Origin of the sequence: Dyella monticola, assembly GCF_003363155.1 — a bacterium.
Classification (GTDB): domain Bacteria; phylum Pseudomonadota; class Gammaproteobacteria; order Xanthomonadales; family Rhodanobacteraceae; genus Dyella_B; species Dyella_B monticola.
Genome location: NZ_QRBE01000001.1, coordinates 314,505 through 337,027 on the forward strand (window position 1 = coordinate 314,505; position 22,523 = coordinate 337,027).

Annotated in this window: 15 protein-coding genes; 11 read left to right on the plus strand and 4 right to left on the minus strand. The window is 62.9% G+C overall.

Annotated elements, in window-relative coordinates; all coding sequences use genetic code 11:
- Positions 1-187: 187 nt before the first annotated feature.
- The 10 genes from hrpA (at position 188) to DWU98_RS01260 (ending at position 18,436) form a co-directional block, all read left to right on the plus strand.
- Positions 188-4,234, plus strand: coding sequence for an ATP-dependent RNA helicase HrpA (hrpA, locus tag DWU98_RS01215; protein WP_115493651.1), 4,047 nt, complete (start codon positions 188-190; stop codon positions 4,232-4,234).
- 222 nt (positions 4,235-4,456) lie between these two features.
- Complete coding sequence (locus DWU98_RS01220) at positions 4,457-6,580, plus strand: bifunctional (p)ppGpp synthetase/guanosine-3',5'-bis(diphosphate) 3'-pyrophosphohydrolase (RefSeq protein ID WP_115493652.1); 2,124 nt, start codon at positions 4,457-4,459, stop codon at positions 6,578-6,580.
- A 138-nt stretch (positions 6,581-6,718) separates the two neighbouring features.
- Positions 6,719-8,506 carry a tetratricopeptide repeat protein gene (locus tag DWU98_RS01225; RefSeq protein WP_115493653.1) on the plus strand — a complete coding sequence of 596 codons (1,788 nt, stop codon included), beginning with the start codon at positions 6,719-6,721 and terminating at the stop codon, positions 8,504-8,506.
- Positions 8,503-9,369 (plus strand): SDR family oxidoreductase, encoded by an 867-nt coding sequence (locus DWU98_RS01230; RefSeq protein WP_115493654.1) that lies wholly within the window; start codon positions 8,503-8,505, stop codon positions 9,367-9,369. The genes DWU98_RS01225 and DWU98_RS01230 overlap by 4 nt, the downstream gene beginning before the upstream one ends.
- A gap of 159 nt (positions 9,370-9,528) precedes the next feature.
- On the plus strand, positions 9,529-11,865 hold the full coding sequence (mrcB, locus tag DWU98_RS01235; protein ID WP_115494129.1) for a penicillin-binding protein 1B: 2,337 nt from the start codon (positions 9,529-9,531) through the stop codon (positions 11,863-11,865).
- 2 nt (positions 11,866-11,867) lie between these two features.
- Positions 11,868-12,404, plus strand: a complete 537-nt coding sequence (locus tag DWU98_RS01240) for a tetratricopeptide repeat protein (RefSeq protein WP_115493655.1) — start codon at positions 11,868-11,870, stop codon at positions 12,402-12,404.
- A 9-nt stretch (positions 12,405-12,413) separates the two neighbouring features.
- The gene (locus tag DWU98_RS01245) at positions 12,414-13,559 is read left to right on the plus strand and encodes a prephenate dehydrogenase (RefSeq protein WP_115493656.1); all 1,146 of its coding nucleotides are present in this window, start codon (positions 12,414-12,416) and stop codon (positions 13,557-13,559) included.
- 195 nt (positions 13,560-13,754) lie between these two features.
- On the plus strand, positions 13,755-14,597 hold the full coding sequence (locus tag DWU98_RS01250) for a hypothetical protein (protein WP_158544921.1): 843 nt from the start codon (positions 13,755-13,757) through the stop codon (positions 14,595-14,597).
- A 171-nt stretch (positions 14,598-14,768) separates the two neighbouring features.
- Positions 14,769-16,706, plus strand: a complete 1,938-nt coding sequence (gene yoaA / locus DWU98_RS01255) for a DNA repair helicase YoaA (protein ID WP_115493658.1) — start codon at positions 14,769-14,771, stop codon at positions 16,704-16,706.
- Between the two features lie 290 nt (positions 16,707-16,996).
- Entirely contained in the window at positions 16,997-18,436 is a 1,440-nt protein-coding gene (locus tag DWU98_RS01260; RefSeq protein WP_115493659.1) for a sugar porter family MFS transporter, read from the plus strand.
- Positions 18,437-18,471: 35 nt separating this feature from the next.
- On the opposite strand, the gene hemE is transcribed toward DWU98_RS01260, so the two are convergent.
- The 4 genes from hemE to DWU98_RS01280 form a co-directional block, all read right to left on the minus strand.
- On the minus strand, positions 18,472-19,542 hold the full coding sequence (hemE, locus tag DWU98_RS01265; RefSeq protein ID WP_115493660.1) for a uroporphyrinogen decarboxylase: 1,071 nt from the start codon (positions 19,540-19,542) through the stop codon (positions 18,472-18,474).
- A 2-nt stretch (positions 19,543-19,544) separates the two neighbouring features.
- The gene (locus DWU98_RS01270; protein ID WP_115493661.1) at positions 19,545-19,808 is read right to left on the minus strand and encodes a WGR domain-containing protein; all 264 of its coding nucleotides are present in this window, start codon (positions 19,806-19,808) and stop codon (positions 19,545-19,547) included.
- Positions 19,809-19,991: 183 nt separating this feature from the next.
- Positions 19,992-21,095, minus strand: a complete 1,104-nt coding sequence (aroB, locus tag DWU98_RS01275; protein WP_115493662.1) for a 3-dehydroquinate synthase — start codon at positions 21,093-21,095, stop codon at positions 19,992-19,994.
- Positions 21,092-21,634, minus strand: a complete 543-nt coding sequence (locus DWU98_RS01280; RefSeq protein ID WP_115493663.1) for a shikimate kinase — start codon at positions 21,632-21,634, stop codon at positions 21,092-21,094. Before DWU98_RS01280 ends, aroB begins: the two co-directional genes overlap by 4 nt.
- A 34-nt stretch (positions 21,635-21,668) precedes the next feature.
- Here DWU98_RS01280 and DWU98_RS01285 point away from each other — a divergent pair, with 34 nt between their 5' ends.
- The gene (locus DWU98_RS01285) at positions 21,669-22,505 is read left to right on the plus strand and encodes an NAD-dependent epimerase/dehydratase family protein (RefSeq protein ID WP_115493664.1); all 837 of its coding nucleotides are present in this window, start codon (positions 21,669-21,671) and stop codon (positions 22,503-22,505) included.
- Positions 22,506-22,523: the final 18 nt, after the last annotated feature.

Here is a 22,523-nt window from a genome sequence, read left to right on the forward strand (position 1 = left end):
CTACGCTGAGGAGGGAGCAGACGTGCTTGCCGTGGGATCACCTCAATGGTGATTGCAACATCCATGCGGTCTTTTTGTGCGCCTTCAGGCGGCCAGTAAGCGTGCTGGCCGTGCCTTCGTCCCCGCGTCACCGGCGACCTTGACGTGCAGATTCCGGCGATAGTCACCGGCTATCATAGGCATCTGCATGAAGCCTTCTAAGCCTGAAACTCCTTCCACGCCCCCAGAAACCCGCCTGCGCGCCATGCACGCGTTGCTGGATACCGTCTCCAGCCGCGATTTTGGCCGTCTGCTGGGTCGCTGGCGCGGCTTGTCGCGCCGTCCGGACGAAAAAAGACTGGACGCGCTGGCCGCCGATATCGCCGCGTCCGTCGAGCGGAGGCAGCAGCGTGCGCAGAGCAAGCCACCCATCCGGCTGGACGAATCGCTACCGATCACCGCGCGTGCCGACGAAATCGTCAAGCTGATCGGCGAGCATCAGGTGGTGGTGATCGCCGGAGAAACCGGCTCCGGCAAAACCACCCAATTGCCGAAGCTGTGCCTGGCCGCCGGCCGTGGCGAGGCGGGCATCATCGGTTGCACGCAGCCGCGTCGGCTGGCCGCGCGTTCGGTGGCGCGCCGTGTGGCTGAGGAATTAGGCACGCAGCTGGGCGACAAAGTCGGCTTCCAGGTGCGCTTTACCGATCAGGTCTCCGAACAGAGCCTGATCAAGTTCATGACCGACGGCATTCTCCTGGCCGAAACGCAGGGCGACCCATGGCTGTCGACGTACGACACCTTGATCATTGATGAGGCGCACGAGCGCAGCCTCAACATCGATTTCCTGCTGGGCTATCTCAAGCGTCTGGCGGTGAAGCGTCCTGAGCTGAAAATCATCGTCACGTCCGCCACCATTGATACCGCGCGCTTCGCCGATCATTTCGGCAACGCACCGGTGGTCTCGGTGGAGGGGCGTGCTTATCCGGTAGAAGTACGGTGGCGTTCGGCGGATGAGGTTGCCGCACGCCGCAATCAGCGCAGCGGCGAGTTGCAACAGGGCAGCGCAGAGCACATTGCCGCCGTGCTGGATGAGATCACACACGAGGATCCCCGCGGCGATGTACTGGTGTTCATGCCCGGCGAGCGCGAGATTCGCGATACGCATTTGATGCTGTCGCGGCGGCAATATCGCGAAACCGAGATCCTGCCGCTGTACGCGCGCCTTTCCACCACCGACCAGGATCGCGTGTTCAAGCCCGGCCCGAAGCGGCGCGTGGTACTTGCTACCAACGTGGCGGAAACCTCGCTCACCGTGCCGCGCATCCGTTATGTGATCGACACCGGGACCGCGCGCGTGAAGCGTTACAGCCAACGCAGCCAGTTGGAACGCCTGCACGTGGAGCCGGTTTCGCAAGCGGCGGCCGATCAGCGTAAGGGACGCTGCGGACGCGTCGGCCCAGGTATCTGCTATCGCCTGTACGACGAGGCGGATTTCGCTTCGCGCGCTGCGTACACCGATCCGGAACTGCTGCGCTCCTCGCTCGCCAATGTGATTCTGCGCATGTTGTCGCTGCGTTTGGGCGAGGTGGATGAATTCCCGTTCCTCGAATCGCCCGATCCGCGCGTGGTGGCCGATGGCTATCGGCGGCTCGCCGAAATCAGCGCGATCGACGACAAGCGCCAGCTCACCGAGATCGGTCGCACGCTCTCGCGGCTGCCCATCGACGTGCAGCTCGCGCGCATGCTGGTCGAAGCGCACAAGCTGGGAAGTTTGCGCGAACTGCTGATCATCGTGGCGTTCCTCAGCATCCAGGATCCGCGCGAGCGCCCGGCCGATGCGCGCCAGCAGGCGGACGCGGCGCACGCGGCGTTTGCCGATCCAAAGTCGGATTTTGTCGGCGTGCTGAATCTGTGGCGCGCATACGACACCGCGCATGAGGAATTGACGCAGTCCAAGTTGCGTGATTGGTGTTCGCGGCATTTCCTGAGTTTCTTGCGCATGCGCGAATGGCGCGAATTGCATCGGCAGTTGTTGCTCGTGGCGCAGGAATTGGGATGGAGGCTCGATGCAGTCGCTGCGCCCTCTGCTATCCGGGGCAACGATGAAAACTCGCGCACGGTTGCGGGTAGAAAGACAAAAGCAGGCAATGCCCCTGCACATAAGCACTCGGCCAAGTCCGGCTCACCCTCTCCAGGGGGAAGAGGAAATGAAGGCGGCGGCGGCGAGGGCGAGCATCTTTACGAAGCCACCCATCGCAGCTTGCTGGCCGGACTCCCCACGCAGGTCGGTAACAAGGACGAAAAGAGTATTTATCGCGGTACGCGCGAGCGCCGCTTCCAGGTATTCCCCGGTTCTGCACTCGCCAAGTCAGCACCGAACTGGCTTTTCGCCGCGCAAATCATCGATATCGGTGGCCGCGTGTGGGGCATGATGTGCGCGCGCGTGGAGCCGGTATGGATCGAACAGCAGGCCGCGCATCTGCTGCGAAGCACCTGTCGCGATGCACATTGGTCGCGTAAGCGCGGCATGGTGGTGGCGTACGAGCAAGTGAGTTTGTTCGGGCTGGTGCTGGTCGAGCGTCGGCCGGTGACGTTTCAGACACAGGATCCCGCACTCGCGCACGAGATCTTTCTGCGTGAAGCCCTCGCGCGCTGTGACATCGAGGCGCGCGTGGATTTCATCCGCGCCAACCAGCGCGTGCTGGAAGACGCGCACGGCATCGAAGCGCGGCAGCGACGCGAAGGGTTGATCCGCCACGAAGACGAGTTGGTCGATTTCTTCCGCGGCAAATTGCCGGAAGAAATCGCCAGCAGCCGTGCCTTGGAGGCGTGGTATCGGCATGCGCGTCCCACCGAACAGGCTGCTTTGCGTTGGTCGATTGATGATGTGATGGTCGGTGGTTCGGGGCTAGACCCCAAGGCGTTTCCCGCCTCGCTCGATATTCCGCCGCAGCGTTATCGCCTGGAATACCGTTTCGTACCGGGCGATGACGCTGACGGCGTGACCTTGCACCTGCCGTTGGCGATGCTCAATGCGTTGCCCGCCGCGCGCTGCGAATGGCTCGTGCCCGGTCTGCTCGGCGACAAGGTGGCCGAGCTGATTCGTGGTCTGCCCAAAGCGCTGCGTCGCAACTTTGTTCCTGCTCCCGATTTTGCGCGTGCGTTTGTCGAGGCGGAGGTGCCACGCGATGAGCCTCTATACAAGGCGCTTGCTTCGTTCCTGGGGCGAACGACGGGCGTGGACATCGGTGTGGGTGACTTTGCTCCTGTCGCATTGGCAGCGCATTTTTCGATGCGTTTTCGTCTGCATGACGAACAAGGCCGCACGCTTGCGACGGGGCGTGATCTTGCGCAATTACGTAATCAATGGGAAGGACAAGCGCGCGAAGCGTTCTCCCGCAAGACCGATATTGAGCTCACGCGTGAAGATGTAACAAGCTGGGACTTTGAGGAAATCCCTGAGCAAGTGCGTTCCGACGGTGGATTGCTTGCGTTCCCTGCCTTGGTCGATCTTGGTGAGGCCGTTGCGCTGCGCGTGTTCGAGCGTCGCGATGAAGCACGGGTTGCGCACATCAAAGGCGTGGAGCGCTTGCTGCGCAATGCCGTTGCCACGGATATCAAGCAAGCACGTCGGCGCCTGCCGATTTCCCATTCCATCTCCTTGAAGTACGCGCCGCTTGGCGGCGTGGATGGCTTGCGTGAGGATCTGGTCGAAGGCGGCTTCAATGACCTGCTTCAAGCCCGGGATCTCAACGTGCGTAGCGCCGCCGCGTTCGAAGTGCTGCGCGGGCACTTCACGCGCGACGTGTTCGGTGCGGCGGTGGAGCGGCTGAAGCTGGCCGAGCCGATCATCGAAGCACAGGCCGACATGAAGCCTTGGCTGCAACCACCACTGATAGGCTTTGCGCGTGCCAGCTACGACGACTTGCGCGAACAATTGGACGCCTTGCTTGCACCGGGCTTTTTACGCGACCTGTCGACGGCGCGCCTTGCGCATTTTCCGCGTTACCTCAAAGCCATGCGGTTGCGCGCCGAACGCCTGCAGCAGGATCCCACCAAAGATCAGCAACGCATGCTGCAGGTATTGCCGTATTGGCGCGAATACCTCAACCACCGTGCAGCCGGCGATGGAGACCTGGACGAATTGCGCTGGCTGATCGAGGAGTGGCGCGTATCGCTGTTTGCGCAGGAGTTGAAGACGGCCGAGCCCGTGTCGGCAAAGCGGTTGGCGAAGGCGCTGGAATCCTTGCGATAAATCGCAAAGGCTCCAGGCCGTCACGTCAGCTTGCGACCGGCTGTTGGGTTCGTCGGCCCGGTGACTCACAAATTGCCAACCCCGCCAGAACCCGTTCGCGGGGTGGCGAATAGGTCGTCTGGCATTTCGAGAAAAGCGCGCTCGTCGCGACGGGCCATCCATTCTTGTCAGCCTTTGCGGTTGAGCTATGCTCCTGAAAGGGCACAATAACGACGAAACTTCATGGTTCACGCCACCACCACCGCAGGACATCTGGCGGCGTGGCAGTCACGGGCCGGCGCACTGGCCCCGGTACTGGCCGACGCGCTGACGGTGTGCGCGCAAAATGGCGTGAACGAGCGCGAATGCGGCGACGTGCTGGATCTGTTAGCCATGCTCGGTTGCGATGCGCAGACCCAGGCTGCCACGCTGTGGTTCGAAATGGCGCGCGTGCATCCACTGGTGTGGGAACAGCGCGCCGCGTCGCTGCCCGACGAACTGCAACGCCTGGTGGCCGGCCAGATGGCCGCCGAGCGCGTGTGGGCGCTGCATGCGCAACGACCACCGCAGGGTGGTTCGGAAGGGTTGCGCCGGCTGTTGCTGGCAATCATCCGCGACGTGCGCGTGGTGTTCGTCTTGCTGTCACGTCAATTGGCGCGCATGCGTGCCGCCGGCACCTTGCCCGAGAATGAGCGTCAGGAACTGGCGCGGCTAACACGTGACATTCACGCGCCGCTCGCCAATCGGCTCGGCATCTGGCAACTGAAGTGGGAGCTGGAAGACCTTGCCTTCCGCTACCTGCAACCGGATACCTACCGGCGCATCGCCACGTTGCTGGACGAGCGCCGCGCCGACCGCGAGAGCTTCATCCGCGAAGCCCTGGCCGAACTCGGCCAGGCATTACGCAATGCCGAGATCCAGGCCGATCTGGCCGGGCGTCCCAAGCACATCTATTCCATCTGGAAGAAGATGCAGCGCAAGGCCGTGGAGTTTTCCGATCTCTACGACATCCGAGCCGTGCGCATCCTGGTGAATTCCGTGTCGGACTGCTATGCCGCGCTCGGCATGGTGCATGCGCTGTGGCCGCATCTGCCCGGCGAGTTCGACGATTACGTGGCCCGTCCCAAGAGCAATGGCTATCGCTCGTTGCATACGGCGGTGATTGGCCCCCGCGGCAAAACGCTGGAAGTGCAGATCCGCACGCACGAGATGCATCGCGCCAACGAACTGGGCGTGGCTGCGCATTGGCGTTACAAGGAGGGCGGCAGCGGTGACGCAGATTTCGAAGCGAAAATCGCCTGGATGCGCAAACTGCTGGAGCCGCGCAACGACGACGGCGAACTGGCGGCGGAACTGCAGACCGAACTGCTTGAGGATCGTGTCTACGTGCTTACGCCCAAGGGCGAAGTGGTGGACCTACCGCACGGCGCTACCGTGCTCGACTTCGCCTATCACGTGCACACCGAGGTGGGGCATCGCTGCCGTGGGGCGAAGGTCAACGGACGCATCGTGCCGCTGACCCACCAGCCGCATAGCGGCGATCGCGTGGAAATCCTCACCACTAAATTCGCCGAACCTCGGCGCGACTGGCTTTCGGCGCATCACGGCTATCTGCATACCAGCCGCGCGCGTGACAAAGTGCGCGCATGGTTTCGGCGCAGTGCGCATGAAGCCAATCTCGCGGCCGGTCGCGCGTTGCTGGAACGCGAACTCAAGCGGCTGGCATTGCCGGAGGTGGATCTGAGCCGGCTGCCGGCGCAGTTGCATCTGCAAACGCAGGATGAATTGCTGATCAGCCTTGCGCTGGGCGAAATCAGCGTCGGGCAGGTGGCGCGGGTGCTGCAGGAGTCGCAACAACCGGCTGACCCCGTAGACGTACCCGCTACCGTCGCACGGCCCACGGTGTTCGATCACAGCGCCATCACGATCGAAGGCGTTGGCAATCTGCTCACGGTCCTGGCCAAGTGCTGCCAGCCACTGCCGGGCGACCCGGTGCGTGGTTTCATCACCCGCACGCGTGGGGTTTCCGTGCATCGCGCCAATTGCGTGAGCCTGGAGCGGCTCGCGCGTCGCGATCCGGATCGGGTGATCGAAGTCACCTGGGGCCATGCCGCCGCGCAGGCGTACGAGGTCACCATTCAGCTCAACGGTTATGATCGCAAGGGCTTGCAAAAGGATGTCGTAAGCGTCATCAGCAACGCCACGATCGGCATCATCGCCTCCTCCAGCCGGTTGTTTGCACGCACCGGCGAAGTCGAGATGCGCTACACCCTGCGCGTGCGCGATTTTGAACAGCTTTCCACCTTGCTTGACCGGTTGGCCGCGCTACCGAATGTGGTGGAGGCGCGAAGGGTGGGGGCAGGATAGCGTTGCTTTTTGCGCCTTCCCCGCGTCCCGAAAGGGCGGTGGGAGCAAACGCACGATCCTGAACGCAACTTTTCACCCTCCGTCCGGGTCTCCCCTGCAATGCTAAGCTGATTGTCTTGACCTGCTAGCTCACGAGCCATGAGCGGAAACCGCGACCTTAACGATCCGGGTTACAACGGCAACGGCCGTACCGAGCCCAGGCTGGGTAACCTGGAGCATCTGGATCGGCCGCAGGCGCCGCTGCCCGACGACGGCTTGCCGAAAATCCAGGTAGAGCCAGCCTATCGGCGCGGCACGTCGATGAACAGGCCGCCGGGCAAACGGTTCGGCTGGCTGATGCCGGTCTTGATCGTCGTGCTGCTCGCGGCCATCGGTGGCTTGTGGTTCAACCAGGGCCGCCTGCGCAGTTTGGTGCCGCGCACGGATTTCGACGATGTGCTGCATCGCGCGCAGGTGGCACTCCAAGCCGGGCATCTGGATGGCACCGACGGCACCAGCGCACGCGAATTGTTCGAAGCGGCGCGCGCACTCGAGCCGGACAACGATGCCGCACGGCAAGGCCTTAACGATGTCGGCCGCGCCGAAGTCGCGCGCGCGGATGCCGCCTTGCAGGCAGGCAACATCGACGTCGCCACGGAGGCGCTGACCAACGCGCGCGAACTGCTTGGCGGCGGTAGCGATATTGATCGCCTTACCCAGGCCATCGCCAAGGCGCAGATATCCTCGGGCGACACCGACACGGTGATCGCCCAGGCCCAGCAGGCGCTCACTGCCGGCAGGCTGGATGGGCCCGATGGTGCCGCGACGCTCTACCAGCGCGTGCTGACCGCCGAACCGGATAACGCCGTTGCACGCCATGGCATGGATCAGGTGGGCGACGCGATGGCCGCGCAGATTCAAAAAGCCTTGAACGCCAATGACGTCGTTGCAGCATCGTCGGCTATCGACCGGCTGGCGACATTGCTGCCCAATTACGCGCAACTGCCCACGCTGCGCGCATCGCTGTCCGCGTTGCAGGCGCAGGCGAGCAGTACATTGAACGACGCGATCAACCAAGGCAACGACGCCCTGCGCGCCGGAAATATCGCCGGCGATGGCAATGACACCGCGCTCGCTCATTTCAAGGCGGCATTGGCCATCGATCCCAACAATGCGCAAGCGAAGGCAGGCCTTGGACAGGTCGCGCAGGCGCTGGTGGTGCAGGCCAATGCAGCCATCGACGCTGGCGATGCCGATCATGCGCGGCAATTGCTGGACGAGGCCGCTCCGCTTGCGCCTCAATCGGCGGATTTGATCGCCGCGCGCGCACGCTTGAACCAGGCGCCCGCGCCGAATCAGCCACCTGCCCAGAATCAGACGCCCGTGCAGAACCAGGCGACGGCAAGCATCCATCCGGCGACGGTGCCACAAGCACCCGTCAATGCCGCGGCGAGCAATGCGAACGAGGACGACAACGCAGCGCCGCCACCCACGCAACTGACGGGACAACAGCAAGTGCAGATCGCCGACATGGTCAGTCGTGCTCGGCAAGCAGCGCTACGTGGAGACATCATGTCGCCGCCCGGCAACTGTGCATACGACCTTTATCGCGGTGCGCTCGCCATCGACGGCAACGATCAGGAAGCACTGGCGGGTTTGCAGGGCCTGCCCGGACTGGTGCAGCAGCAATTCAATCAGGCGCTGCGCGATGGCAACTTGCACAAGGCCGGCAGCCTGCTCGATGCGCTGGACAACCTCGCACCGGGCGATGCGGCGTTGTCGATCTCGCGCCAGCGCCTGGCCGGTGCATGGCTCGATCAGGCCGAGCAGCAATTGGACAGTGGCGATCGCAACAATGCCGCCTCATCCCTGGAGCAGGGCCGCAACCTGCTGCCTGACGATCCGCGTGTACGCGAACTGAGCGCGCGCATGCAGGGCGTTCGATGACGGTAGTGGTGTTTGGCGGCAGCAGCCAGATCGGGCATTACCTGCTGCCGCAATTGGCCACACGCGATGAGCCGGTGGTGGCGGTAAGTCGCACCATACGTGTGTCGCATCCTTCGGTCACATGGCTGACCGGGCGTCTTCCCGATGACGTGCCTGCGCTTAACGATGTGTCGGCCATTTTCAACTTCGGTCCATTGCAGCCGTTCGCCGATTGGCTGCATCGGTGCGATGTGCCGCTCGCGCCGCGCGTGATCGTCACCAGCTCGATGAGCGCGCAAAGCAAGCGCGCTTCGGAAGTCGCGTGGGAGCGGGAGCTTTCCCAACAGCTGCGCGATGGCGAGGCGGCCGTGATCGACGCCTGCGCAAAACATGGTTGTGCGTGGACGATCCTGCGGCCGACACTGATCTATGGCATCGGCCTGGATAAGAGCCTCACGCCGATCGCACGCCGCGCCATGCGGATGCACGTCTTTCCGTTACCGGCCGGTCATGGCCTGCGCCAGCCGGTGCATGCGCAAGACCTCGCCCATGCCGCGCTGGCGGCGCTGGATAACGCGGCGTCGGCCGAAAAGATCCTGGCGATCGGAGGCGGTGAGCGATTGCCGGTCAGGGAGATGTTCGCGCGCGTGCGGCGCAGCTTGCCGGTGGAGACGTTGCCGCTGCCGTTGCCTGCGTGGCTGCTACGGTTGGCGCGTGGCAGCGTGGGGCGGTTGCGTGGACCGCTCAGCCGGCTGGAAACCGATCTCATCGCCGACAATACCGAATTGACCCAGCTTCTGGGCGTGCAGCCGCGACCGTTCCGCCCGGATCCGGAATGTTGGGGACTTAATGCTCCCGCTCTTGCAGAGAAGGAGGCGCGGTGAGGCGACACGGCGTGCGCCTGGTCAATTGCCCGTGCAAAAGCTCCGCGCTGCCTGTGTCGTGCCATCTCTGGCAGGGTGGCATTCATCGCGCCGCGGGGTGCCGCACCCTATGATCGGCCCCTGTTGAGCCGACCTTCCTTCTACTGGACACCCGCCACGTTGGACTTCCTGAGCCGAATTCGATCGATCGCCAGTGCGTGCTGGCCCTGGCTACGCATACCGTTCTGGATCTGCACGGGTCTGTTTTTCGGCTTCCTGCTGCCGTATTCGCTGATTCTCAACAAGCGGGTGCAGGACCGTTTCAACGACCTGGTTTTCGCCGTACCCACGCGCGTCTACTCCCAGCCATTGCGGCTGGCCCCAGGCGTGCCGATGAATCCGGCGACGCTGGAGGTGGAGCTCACCTTCTCCGGCTACGTCAGCGATGGTCATGGCGATGTACCCGGAAGCTGGGCAAAGCACGGCAGCGCTTATTTCATTTCCTCCCGTGGCTACGCCGGCCCGGATGGCGGGGAACTGCCCAAGCGTATTCGCGTGTCAGTGGGCGACGGTGTGGTGCAATCGGTGACCGACCTGGGAACAGGTAAGGTGCTCAAGGAAACGCATCTTGATCCAGGCCGCATCGCCACAGTCTACGGCGCCACGCAGGAAGACCGCAGTTACGTGCAGCTGAGCGACGTACCGCCGCTGCTCATTTCGGGCCTGCAGGCGGTGGAGGATCGCGACTTCAAGCATCACATCGGCGTCGATTTCACCGCCATTGTTCGCGCGGCGCTTGCCGACTTGCGTGCCGGCCACACCGTGCAGGGTGCTTCCACGCTCACGCAGCAGCTGGTGCGCAATCTGTTCCTCAATCGCGAACAGACCATGGGCCGCAAGTTGAATGAAGCGCTGATGTCGATTTTGCTGGAAATGCACTACAGCAAAGCGCGCATCCTGGAGGCGTACATCAACGAGGTGTTCCTCGGCCAGCAGGGCAGCCAGGCCGTGCACGGTTTTGCCGCCGCCTCGCAGTTTTATTTCGGGCGTCGACTGGAATATCTGCGCCCGCAAGAGATCGCGTTGCTGGTCGGTCTGGTCAAGGGACCAAGTCAGCTCGATCCGCGTCGCTATCCTGATCGTGCGCTGGCGCGTCGCAACCTGGTGCTTGATCAATTCGCCACGACCGGCCTGATCACACCGGAGCAGGCGCGTGCAGCGCAGGCCATGCCGCTGGGGGTGATTGCAGACGGCCAGTTGCCGCATAACCGTTTCCCGGCCTTCATGGAGCTGGTGCGTCAGCAGATCACCAACGATTTCGACGAGGACACCCTCAGGCAGGGCAATCTTTCCATCTTCACCACGCTCGATCCGGCCACGCAGCTTTATACCGAGCAGGCGGTCGCCACGGCGATCCAGAATCTTGGCAAACGCGCCGATGCCACCCAGGGCGCCGCCGTCGTCACCGATTCCAAGACCGGCAGTGTGCTGGCGGTGGTCGGCAGCAAGTTCGCCGGCGATCAAGGCTTCAATCGTGCGTTGGATGCGCAGCGGCCGATCGGTTCCACCATCAAGCCGTTCGTCTATCTGGTCGCCCTGACCAATCCGGAGCGCTGGAATCTCGCCACGCAACTGGATGATTCGCCGGTCAGCATGAAACAGCCCGACGGTACTTGGTGGACGCCGCACAACGACGACAACCAGAGCCACGGCATGGTGCCGATGGTGGATGCGCTGGCCAATTCGTGGAACCTCGCCACCATTCACATGGGGCTCGAGGTGGGCCTGCCGCGCATCAAGGCGTTTCTCGATTCCTTTGGTCTGACCACCGTGCAACCCGGTCCGTCGCTGCTGATCGGTGCCATTGATCTGGCGCCAATCCAGGTGGCGCAGCTCTACCAATACCTCGCCTCCGATGGACACGCCTTGCCGCTACTGGCGGTAAGCGGCGTGGTCGATGGCAATGGTCACACCATCAAGCGTTATGAGGTGGAAGCCGGCAAGGGTGAGTACCAGCCCGCGGTCCGTCTGGTGACCTGGGCGATGCAGCAGGTCACCACGTACGGCACGGCGCACGCGCTGGGCGATTCCAGCCTGGCGCGGCTGCATACGGCCGGCAAGACCGGCACCAGCAACGATTTGCGCGACAGCTGGTTTGCCGGTTTCACCGGCGATCGCCTGGCGGTGTTCTGGATGGGGCGCGACGACAACAAGCCCAGCCACCTGTTCGGCGCCACCGGTGCCCTGCGCGGGTGGCAGGAACTGTTCCGCAAATTGCCTACGTTGCCATTGTCGGCAGCGCCGGGCGATGGGCTGGAAATGGCCTGGATCAATCCTGCCGACGGTCGCCGTAGCGACCCGGCCTGCGCCGGGGCCAAGCAGGTGCCGGTGATTGCCGGTTCCGTGTCGACCGATTCGGAAGGGTGTTTCTGGCAAAAGGTCGGTAATCTATTTGGATCCGGCCAGAGCGCTTCGCAGCCCTCGGGCACCACGTCCAACACCAGCAGCCAACCATAGCCATGCCGCATCGCGCATTTCGTCTTCGTCATCCTTTTGCGCCCGCCGTGCTCGCGGGCATCCTGCTCGCCGCTTGTGCGCAGCCCGCACCCGAGGCGCCCAGGCCTGCGCCGGGAAAAACCAACGTGGCGATGGTAGATGCCATCCGCGCCGCCGGTGAACGCGACAAATCGGTGATCAACGTGCACCCATTGAGCGACCCGGGCGTGACTGCCTTGCAGGACGCCGCGCGCGCGGATGAGCGCAACGGCCAATATCAGGCTGCCGCCGACAAGTTGGACATGGCACTCAAGCGCGTACCCGACGCGCCGGATGTCCTGCAAGAGCGCGCCGAGGTCGCCATCTATATGGGTGACTATCAGCTCGCCGAAAAACTCTCGCAGCAATCGTGGAACCTCGGTTCCAAGCAAGGTCCGCTGTGCGCGCGCAATTGGCAGACCATGGTGGAGATTCGCCTGCACGCCAACGACCAGGCTGGCGCGGCTAGCGCGAGCAAATCGGTCGGCGAATGCCATGAAGCGGGCATCCAGCGTCTCTGATCGTTATCGATGAACTACGCCAAGCCAAGGATCGGTCTCGTCGGCAGCCAGGGATCTTACGGGCGCTGGCTGCGTCATTTCTTTGAAGCACGCATGGGTCTGGAGGTCTTCGGCCGTGATCCAAGCGGCGAAACGGTGCTGTCGGAACGCGCACTGATCGAAGCGGTCGACGTGCTGATCTTCTGCGCACCGATCCGCCAGACGCCTGCCGTCATCCAGCACTACGTCAAACATGCCGCTGGCATCGAACGCAAACAGCTCTGGATGGATATTACTTCCATCAAAGTGGTGCCGGTAGCGGCGATGCTTGCTTCGCAAGCACAAGTGGTGGGCTTGCATCCGATGAGTGCCGCACCCAAGTCGCCTACGTTGCGCGGCCGCGCCATGGTGGTGTGCCAGGCGCGTCTGGATACGTGGCGTCCATGGTTCGAGCAGTTTCTTGCCGCAACGGAAGCCGACTGTGTGCACGCCGATGCCGATCAGCACGATCGCATCATGGCGTTGGTGCAAGGCATGGTGCATGCCACGCACATGGCGCAAGGTGCGGTATTGCGTGAGCTGGCGCCCGCGGTGGGCGGCCTGGAGGGCATTCGTCCTTTCAGCTCGGTGGGTTACGAACTGGATAGCGCGGTAACGCGGCGCATTCTTGCCAGCAATCCGGCCATCTATCAGGACATCCAATTCGAAAATCCGTACGTTGAGCCGATGCTGGAGCGCCTGGCGGTGCATGTGGGTGCGCTGTGCGAACTCGTGCGCAGCGGCCATGACACCGCCCGGCAGCAGTTGCGCGAGAAATTGCTCGATAAAAGCCGGGTCTATGTTGGTGAACAGGCATTGGCCGAGGGCAGCTATGCGTTCGAACGTCTCGGCTATCTGCTTGCCGATTTGCGCGAGCCACGCTACATCAGCGTGTTCCTGCCACTGGATCGGCCCGGATCGTTGCGCGCACTGTTGTCCGCGTTCGAACAGCGCGGGGTCAATCTCGATTCCATCCATTCCTCACGCAGCGCGGAAGGTGAGTTGTTGTTTCGCATGGGTCTGAGCAGAGATTGCGATGCGGACGCTTTGCGTGATGCGATGCTCGCTATCGAGCGCGATGGTATTGGCCGCGTGGTGGAAGCGGCGGGTGTGGACGTGTCTTCCGTAAATCCGTGAGTCGTATCCGCCCTGATAAGCGGGACACGTGGTCCATCCAAAGGCATTACGAGACAAACACCGCTGCATAACGCAGCGGCGTCCATAACTTTGTTGCTTTGGGTGCGCGCGTGAGTGTTTTTGCCGTGTTGCCTGAAGTTATCTGCGGTACGTTCGTCGATCGCAGCAGGGCTTTGTTTCAGCGTTTTCATGACCGTGTTTGTCGCGTTGCCGCCATTCGGCGCAAAGGCGCGGCGGCAGCCTTTCCTCATCGACAGGAGATATGTCATGCGCACGAAACTGCTTGTTCCCACGCTTCTTTCCGTACTGCTGAGCGGCGCGTTGGCCAGTTCGGCCATGGGTCAAGGCACCGGCCCGGTGGCCTTCGACGTCACAGAGAGCGCGCTGGCCTGGTCTGCGGCTTGCAATGGAGGGCCAGATTCGCCCCCTTTACTGGTCGATCCCTCCATCACGGATGTGAGCGGCAGCAATGGCAACCAGGGTTCGAACTTGAGCGCGAATGCGTGCGGTTTCCCGCTCTATGCTCTGTCCAGCGCGGACAGTACAACGAATGCATCGGATACCGTGGAGTTGGACGATGCCGGCGGCAGCAGTACGTGGGAGGGACTCTATCTGCTTGGCGGTATTTTGACTGCTGACAGCAAGACCGAGACAGATGCTTGTGCGGCGTCCTCTGCGCAGACTGTTAATTGCTCAGATACCGCCACCTTCACCAATGTGAGCTTTGCAGGTCGTTACATAACGGGTGACTTCACTTCGAAGCAAACGTTCTATGCGTCGGACTTTGCTGTAAGTCTTTCCGGTTATTGCGATGGGCTGGCCGATTTTACGGGAAGCCTCACAGTCGGCGACACATCGCTGCAGAACCATGGAAATTCCGAAGCGATAACCTTCAGTCCGCTCAGCGTGAGCGGCACATTGACGTGCATTGGCCTTCCTTTGAAGACGATGAATGTTCAATTGAAGGATTACGATGACTGGACATTCGACGTACCGGTAAAGGAGGTTTACAGGACGTTGAATGTTAGCCTCGAGTAGATCGGAAGGCAGATAGTTTTCAATGGGGCCGACCAAGCGATGCGAGTGAAAGACACACAAGCGAACGCAATCGCGGACGCTTGATCTGTGGCTTCGTTTAGTTCCGCCGCATTTCAATAGGCAAGGCACTGCCCGGTATCGCGCAGCTCACCGCTGCGCGATACTGTGGTGATGACCGACACCGACGACATCGGCGCACTGCTCGGCGCCGACGGCCCCTTTGCCCGCGAATTGCCGAATTTCGCCCCGCGCCCCGCGCAGCAGGTGATGGCGCGCGCGGTGCAGCACGCAATGGCCGAATGCGAAACGCTGATTGCCGAGGCCGGTACGGGCACCGGCAAAACCTACGCGTACCTGGTGCCGGCGATGTTGTCGGGCGAGCGGGTGATCGTTTCCACCGGCACCAAGGCGCTGCAGGATCAGCTTTTCTTCCGGGACATTCCCAAAGTCCGCTCAGTGCTTGGTGCCCGCCTGAAGACCGCCTTGCTGAAAGGGCGCGCCAATTATTTATGCCTGTATCGCCTGGACCAGACCGTGCGCGAAGGTTCCACACTGGAGCGCCATCAGGCGGCGCAGCTGGCGACGATTCGTGCCTGGTCCGCGCGCACGCGCCGCGGCGATCGCATGGAATTGGCGGAAATCCCAGAGGATTCGCCCTTGTGGGCGCGCGTGACATCCACGCCGGAAAACTGCCTGGGCGTGGAGTGTCCGTTCTATGACGACTGCCATGTGATCACCGCGCGCCGCGAGGCACAGGAGGCGGATCTGGTGGTGGTGAATCATCATCTGCTGTTCGCCGACCTGGCGTTGAAGCAAGAAGGCTTCGGCGAAATTCTGCCTGGTGCGCAGGCGTTCATTCTCGACGAGGCGCATCAGATACCGGAGCTTGCCGGGCAGTTCTTTTCGCAAAGCCTCAGCGCGCGTCAGCTCACTGAATTGGCGCAGGATGCATTGGCCGAATGCAATGGCGTCACTGGCGCGATCGGCTTGATATTGGAACCGGTCGAAGCGTTGCAGGACGCCGTGCGCAAGCTGCGGCTTGCACTCGACCCGCTACCCACGCGTGGCCCTTTCCATGAGTTGTTGAAGGGCAAAGATGTTCCCGAAACATTGCACCAGGTCGGTGAAGTGCTGGCTGCGCTCACCGATGCGCTCGCTTCGCAGGCCGAGCGTTCGCGCGGCCTGATGAATGTGCACGAGCGCGCAGAACATCTGAGCGAGCGGCTGGATCGCATCGCGGAAACATCCTCCGAGCGGGATGTACGCTGGTACGAATTGTTTCCCCGAGGGTTCGCCTTGCACGCCACGCCGCTCGATCTTGCCGCGCCATTGCGCGCGATGCGCGAACACACGCACGCGGCGTGGATTCATACCTCGGCGACGCTGTCGGTCGCCGGGCAGTTTGATCATTTTGCGCGTCAGCTCGGCTTGGAGGATCCCCAGACGTTGAGTCTGGAAAGTCCGTTCGATTACGCGCGCCAGGCGCTGTGTTACCTGCCCGAAGGGTTGCCCGATCCAGCGATGCGCGATTACACCGATCGCGTGATCGACGCGACCATGCCTGTGCTGGAAGCATCCAACGGTCGCGCATTTCTGCTGTTCACCTCGCACCGCGCGTTACGCCGTGCGGCGGAATTGTTGGTCGATCGCGTGCCGTGGCCCTTGTTCGTGCAGGGCAGTGCGCCGCGGCATCAGTTGCTGGAGGCATTTCGCGCCAGCGGCCATGGCGTGTTGCTGGGTGCGGCCAGTTTCTGGGAGGGCGTGGATGTAGCCGGCGAAGCCTTGTCGGTGGTGATGATCGACAAGCTGCCGTTCGCCGCGCCGGACGATCCCGTATTGCAGGCGCGTTTGGAAGCGCTGGAGCAGGCGGGTATCAATCCGTTCATGGGATGGCAGGTGCCTTCGGCGGTGATTGCGCTCAAGCAGGGCGCGGGACGGTTGATTCGCGATGTGCACGACCGTGGCGTGCTGATGCTGTGCGATCCGCGCTTGACCACCAAAGGATATGGGAAGCTATTTCTCAAGAGTCTGGCGGCGATGCCGCGGACGCGTGAGGTTGAAGACGTGCGGCGGTTTTTTGAACTCGCCGTTACCGAGAGCAACGGCTGAGTTGAAGCGGGTACGACGGCTCTCTTCCTAACGTGTAGTAGGGGAGGGCCGGGGTGGTGGTGAAGCAAGCCCGCGGGGAATTCTTCCGGCAAGTGCGTGTAACCCCACCCCAGCCTCCTCTGCGTGCAGGGGAGAGGGGCTGTTTGCGGCAAGCCGGAGTGTCGAGGTGTCTCCACGCGCTCGGCGCTGCTGCTAGAGTCCTGCCGCTGCATACGTATTCAGGCGGACAAGAGCACAAGGCATACGCAGAATCGGCCATTCGTCTAGCCATCATGCGGGGAGCATGATTCATGCACATACATACCAGTACCAACACGGGCGCAGCGCAGGGGGAAGAGGCGCGCACCACGGCTAGGGTTGTGCTGATCGCGGCGGCGGCAGCCATCGGCGGCTTTTTGTTCGGCTTCGATACGGCGGTCATCAACGGTGCGGTTGATGCGGTGCGGCATGGTTTTGGCCTCAGCGCGGGGCGCATCGGCATTGCGGTGTCCTGCGCGTTGCTCGGTTCGGCACTGGGTGCGTGGTATGCGGGGCCGTTGGCCGATCGCCTGGGGCGTGTGCGCACCATGCAGGTGGCGGCGTTGTTTCTGCTGCTGAGCGCGTTGGGTTCGGGCTTGGTACATGGTGTGTGGCAGCTGATGTTCTGGCGTGTGATCGGTGGCATCGGCGTGGGCGTGGCATCGGTGATTGCGCCGGCCTATATCGCCGAGGTGTCGCCGGCAAACGTGCGCGGGCGGTTGGGCTCGATGCAGCAGTTGGCCATCGTGCTGGGTATTTTCGTGGCGCTGCTCAGCGATGCGTGGCTGGCGAGTACGGCGGGCGGTGCAGCGCATACGCTATGGTTCGGACTGGAGGCGTGGCGCTGGATGTTCCTGGTCGCTGCGCTGCCTGCGGTCATTTACGGCGTCCTGGTGACGGGGGTGCCGGAGTCGCCGCGCTATCTGGTGGCGCGTGGGCGTCCGGCCGAAGCGCGCGTGGTGCTGGCCAAGGTGCTGGATCTGCACAGCGATCAGGCGCTGGACGCAAAGATCAACGACATCCAGCACAGCTTGAAGGTGGAATACCGGCCCACCTTGAAAGATCTGCGTGGTCCGTGCGCTGGCCTGCTGCCCATTGTGTGGGTGGGCATTCTGCTTTCGGTGTTCCAGCAGTTCGTCGGTATCAACGTGATTTTTTATTACTCATCGACGTTGTGGCATTCGGTGGGTTTCAGTGAGGCGGATTCGTTTTCGATCACGGTATTCACCTCGATCGTCAATGTGCTGGTAACGCTGGTTGCGATTGCCCTGGTCGACAGGATCGGCCGCAAACCGTTGCTGCTGATTGGTTCGGCCGGCATGACCGTCACCTTGGCCTTGATGGCGTGGTGTTTTTCGCAAGCCGCCGGCAGCGGTGCTGCACTCACCTTGCCGGCGCCGTGGGGCATGGTTGCGCTGGTTGCCGCCAACCTCTACGTCGTGTGCTTCGGCTTGAGTTGGGGTCCGATGGTGTGGGTATTGCTGGGTGAAATGTTTCCCAACAGCATTCGTGCCATTGCATTGGCGGTGGCGGCGGCCGCGCAGTGGGTGGCCAACTTTGCCATCACCAGTACGTTTCCGTGGCTCGCACAGGTAGGCCTCAGCTTCGCCTATGGCTTGTACGCGCTGTTTGCGTTCGTGTCGCTGCTGTTCGTGATGCGCGCCGTGCGCGAAACGCGCGGCATGGAGCTGGAAGAGATGAGCGCGTCTTGAGTTTTGCCCTGCCCCTGCAAGCGGGGGCGGGTACCCTACGCGGCGCGAAGCACGCGGCTGTAGGCGTGCACCTCGTCAATCAGCACTTTCACATGCTCGGGATCAACCTCCGGCGTGATGCCATGGCCGAGATTGAAGACGTGCCCTGGATGATTGCCGTAGCTGTCGAGCACGCGACGCACTTCACGACGGATCACCTCAGGGCTGGCGCGTAGCACGGCCGGATCGAGGTTGCCTTGCAGGGCAACCTTGCCTTTTACCGCGTTGCGCGCATCGGCAAGATCGATCGTCCAATCCACGCCAAGCGCGGCGCAGCCGGTCTGGGCCATCTCGTAAAGATGCGCACTTGCGCCTTTGGAGAAGAGGATCAGTGGTATATCGCGCGCGCGCATATCCGATTTCAGCGCCGTGACCACGTGCGCGAGATAACGCAGCGAGAATTCGCGAAATGCCGACGGTGCGAGCAAACCGCCCCAGGTGTCGAAGATCATCAGCGCTTGGGCACCCGCAGCGGCTTGTGCGCTGAGATAGGCGGCCACCGAGCGGGCGAGCGTTTCGAGCAACGTGTGCGCAAGTGCCGGATCGCTCCAGCACATCGCTTTGGCGGTGGCGAAATCGCGCGAGCCTTGGCCCTCCACCATGTAGCAGGCGAGCGTCCACGGGCTGCCGGAAAAGCCGATCAGGGGCACGCGACCGGCGAGTTCGCGGCGGACCACGCGCATGGCATCCATGACGTAACGCAATTCGCTTTCCATGTCCGGCACGCCCAGTCGTTCCACGTCGGCGCGCGTGCGCACGGGATGCGCGAATTGCGGGCCTTCGCCCTGGGCGAAGGAAAGACCCAGGCCCATCGCATCGGGAATAGTGAGGATGTCGGAGAACAGGATGGCTGCATCCAGTTCGTAGCGTTCCAGCGGCTGCAGCGTGACTTCGCAGGCCAGTTCGGGATTCTGCGCCAGCGCCATGAAGCTGCCGGCTTTCGCGCGCGTAGCGCGATATTCAGGCAGGTAGCGGCCCGCCTGGCGCATCACCCACACGGGCGTGGTGTCGACGGGTTCGCGGCGAAGGGCGCGCAGCAGGCGATCGTTCTTGAGGGGAGCTGACATGTTTATCGGCGTCCGTAGGGGCCATCGACCCCTTGGGCGAAGACCACGCGATAGCCGCGCTTGAGCTGGGCGTCACGCACTTTTTCGAAGGCGGCGATGGCTTCGTCGCGTTCCAGGTATTGATCGCGCTTGAGCGTGGCGCGGCCGCCTTGGGTACCGGTTTCGCGGTATAGCGTCCAACCGCCGAGCAGGTCCTGCTCCAGCACGATCTGGACATAGCGCGGCGGTTCGGCCGAGGCAGGCATGGTTTGCAGATAGAGGCGCATGGCGTCCCGGGTAGGTGCGGCTATCACGCCGCAGACAGGGCATTTTAGAGGGATGGAGGCTGGCGGGCGAGAGCAGGTGCCGTGGCTTGCTGTCTCGCCGCCCCGACGAACGCCGGAGCCCCGTGTCGTTGGCGTGAAAGTCACTGGACCCGGGCGTTCGCCGGGACGGCAAAATAAGAGGGCTCAGCGGGCGGCAGTCGCTTCACGCAATACGGCCAGCACATCGGCCTCATTCACGCCCGAGACGATTTCCGCATGGCCGATACCGCGCCACAGGATCAACCGCAGCGTACCGGCGATGGTTTTCTTATCCAGCCGCATCAGCGCGAGCAAGTGTTCAGGCTCGAAGCCGGATGGCACGGTGATGGGCAAGCCGATCGCTTTCAGCAGTTTTTCCAGGCGCTGCGTATCGGCGTGCGCACTCATGCCCAGCCGCTCGGAAAGCCGTGCCGCCAACAGCATGCCCACCGACACGCCTTCGCCGTGCAGCAGCGCGGTGTAGTGGCCGGCGGTTTCCAGCGCGTGGCCGAAGGTGTGGCCGAGGTTGAGCAGGGCGCGCTCGCCTTGCTCGGTTTCATCGCGCGAAACGACACCCGCCTTGTAGCGCACCTTGGTGGCGATGGCCTGCACCAGCGCCGTTTCGTCACGTGCGACCAATGCATCGGCGTGCTGTTCCAGCCATGCAAAAAAGCCGGCGTCGCCAATCGCCGCGCCCTTGATCACCTCGGCCATGCCGCAGCGGTATTCGCGCGCCGGCAGGCTGTCGAGCGTGCCGATATCGGCCACCACCGCACGCGGCTGATGAAAGGCGCCGACTAGGTTCTTGCCGGCCGGAAGGTTCACGCCGGTCTTGCCGCCGACGGAAGAATCCACCATCGACAGCAGCGTGGTCGGCATCTGGATGAAGTCGATGCCGCGCATCCAGCACGCGGCGGTATAGCCGGCCAGATCGCCCACCACGCCACCGCCGAGGGCGATGACGCAGGCGTCGCGCGTGGCACCCAGGGTGGCCAGTGCATCCAGCGCCAAGCCGACATTGGCAAAGCTCTTGTGCGCTTCGCCGTCGTCGAGCAGGAACGAGGACCAGTGCAGGCCATCGAGCCCTTGTGCGACGCGTTCCAGATAGAGCGGCGCAACGGTGCGATTGCTGATCACCATGGCATGTTTGCCGCGAAGCATGGCGCGCCAGCGTGCGTGATCGTCGAGCAGGCCGCGGCCGATCCAGACCGGATAGCTGCGCGCGCCGAGGGGGACGTCGATGGTTTGTCGGGGAAGCGTGGTGTTCATGCAGCTTGTCGGTTCCAGTGCCGATCGATCATGGCGATACAACGCTCGCTCGCGGCCGCAACGCCTTCGTTTTCGTGTCCCGAGGGAATGATCAGATCGGCGATTTCTTCATAGAGCGCGGTGCGCGCGGCGGCCATCGACTCGAGTTTTTTATTGCGGTCGGCATCGGCCAGCAGCGGGCGCGAGGTGTCATGCGCAAGGCGGTGCAGTTGCAGCGGCACCGTGGCCTGCAGCCACACCACGTAGCCGCGTTCGGTCATATGGCGGCGATTGACCGGGTCGAGCACCGCGCCGGCGCCGCAGGCCAGCAGTACGCCGCGCCGGCCGCTACACTCTTCCAGTAGAGCGCTTTCGCGTCGCCGGAAGCCGGCCTCGCCTTCGATGTCGAAGATGGTGCTGACCAGTACGCCGGTCGTGCGTTCGATTTCCTGGTCGAGATCCAGAAAGAGCAGGTTATAGCGCACGGCGAGCTGCCGGCCGATCGAGGTCTTGCCGGCACCCGTCGGGCCGATCAGGAACAGGTTGCAGGAAGGGTTCATGCGTGGATAGTAACAAGCATTGCTGGATGTATGGATGTCTGAACGCATTTTGATCGCCGGTTGCGGCGACGTAGGTGAGCGTGTGGCGCGCCTGTTGCTGGCGCGCGGTTATGAGGTGTACGCGATGCGCCGGCATCCGCCTGAAGGCACGGATGCAATCCGCTGGCTGCAGGCGGATCTGACGCGCCCGGAAACGTTGGCTGCATTGCCTGGCGGCATCGCTCGTGTCGCGTTTCTGCCGACGCCGGATGCGCGGGCGCCTGAGGCTTATCGCGCCGTGTTTGTGGATGGCTTACGCAATCTGCTCGACGTGCTGGATGAAACGGCGCTGCGACGCCTGGTATTCGCATCCTCCAGCGCCGTCTATGGTGAGCACGGTGATGCATGGGTGGATGAAACCACTCCGCCCGCGCCGCTGAATTTCAATGGACAGGTGATGTGGGAAGCGGAGCAGTGGCTGGCAGGTAAACCGTTCCAGGCGGTGGCGTTGCGTCTTGCCGGATTGTATGGGCCGCGTCATCTGCAGCTCATCGACCGGCTGCGCGCAGGGCAGGTTCGTGCGCCGAGAACACAACAGCATTGGGCCAATCGTATCCACGTCGATGACGCGGCGGCGGCGATTGCGCATCTGCTCGCTTTGTCCAATCCGCACAGCGTATACGTGGGTGTGGACGACACTCCGCTGCCGCTGAATGTTCTCTACGACGATCTGGCAAGGATGGTCGGCGCACCGCCTGTGGCCGATGGACCTGCTCCGGCGAATGTCGGTAGCAAGCGCCTTAGCAACGCGCGACTTCGCGCCAGCGGCTTTCAGGTTCATTGGTCTGACGCCCGCGACGGTTATGCGCACTTACTGGGTGCCGCGCGCTGAGCACGTGGCGCGCGAGCC

Coding starts and splice junctions, on each gene's coding strand:
- hrpA (WP_115493651.1), top strand. CDS start 188: ATGAAGCCTTCTAAGCCTGAAACTCCTTCCACGCCCCCAGAAACCCGC.
- DWU98_RS01220 (WP_115493652.1), top strand. CDS start 4,457: ATGGTTCACGCCACCACCACCGCAGGACATCTGGCGGCGTGGCAGTCA.
- DWU98_RS01225 (WP_115493653.1), top strand. CDS start 6,719: ATGAGCGGAAACCGCGACCTTAACGATCCGGGTTACAACGGCAACGGC.
- DWU98_RS01230 (WP_115493654.1), top strand. CDS start 8,503: ATGACGGTAGTGGTGTTTGGCGGCAGCAGCCAGATCGGGCATTACCTG.
- DWU98_RS01240 (WP_115493655.1), top strand. CDS start 11,868: ATGCCGCATCGCGCATTTCGTCTTCGTCATCCTTTTGCGCCCGCCGTG.
- DWU98_RS01245 (WP_115493656.1), top strand. CDS start 12,414: ATGAACTACGCCAAGCCAAGGATCGGTCTCGTCGGCAGCCAGGGATCT.
- yoaA (WP_115493658.1), top strand. CDS start 14,769: ATGACCGACACCGACGACATCGGCGCACTGCTCGGCGCCGACGGCCCC.
- DWU98_RS01260 (WP_115493659.1), top strand. CDS start 16,997: ATGCACATACATACCAGTACCAACACGGGCGCAGCGCAGGGGGAAGAG.
- hemE (WP_115493660.1), bottom strand. CDS start 19,542: ATGTCAGCTCCCCTCAAGAACGATCGCCTGCTGCGCGCCCTTCGCCGC.
- DWU98_RS01270 (WP_115493661.1), bottom strand. CDS start 19,808: ATGCGCCTCTATCTGCAAACCATGCCTGCCTCGGCCGAACCGCCGCGC.
- aroB (WP_115493662.1), bottom strand. CDS start 21,095: ATGAACACCACGCTTCCCCGACAAACCATCGACGTCCCCCTCGGCGCG.
- DWU98_RS01280 (WP_115493663.1), bottom strand. CDS start 21,634: ATGAACCCTTCCTGCAACCTGTTCCTGATCGGCCCGACGGGTGCCGGC.
- DWU98_RS01285 (WP_115493664.1), top strand. CDS start 21,669: ATGTCTGAACGCATTTTGATCGCCGGTTGCGGCGACGTAGGTGAGCGT.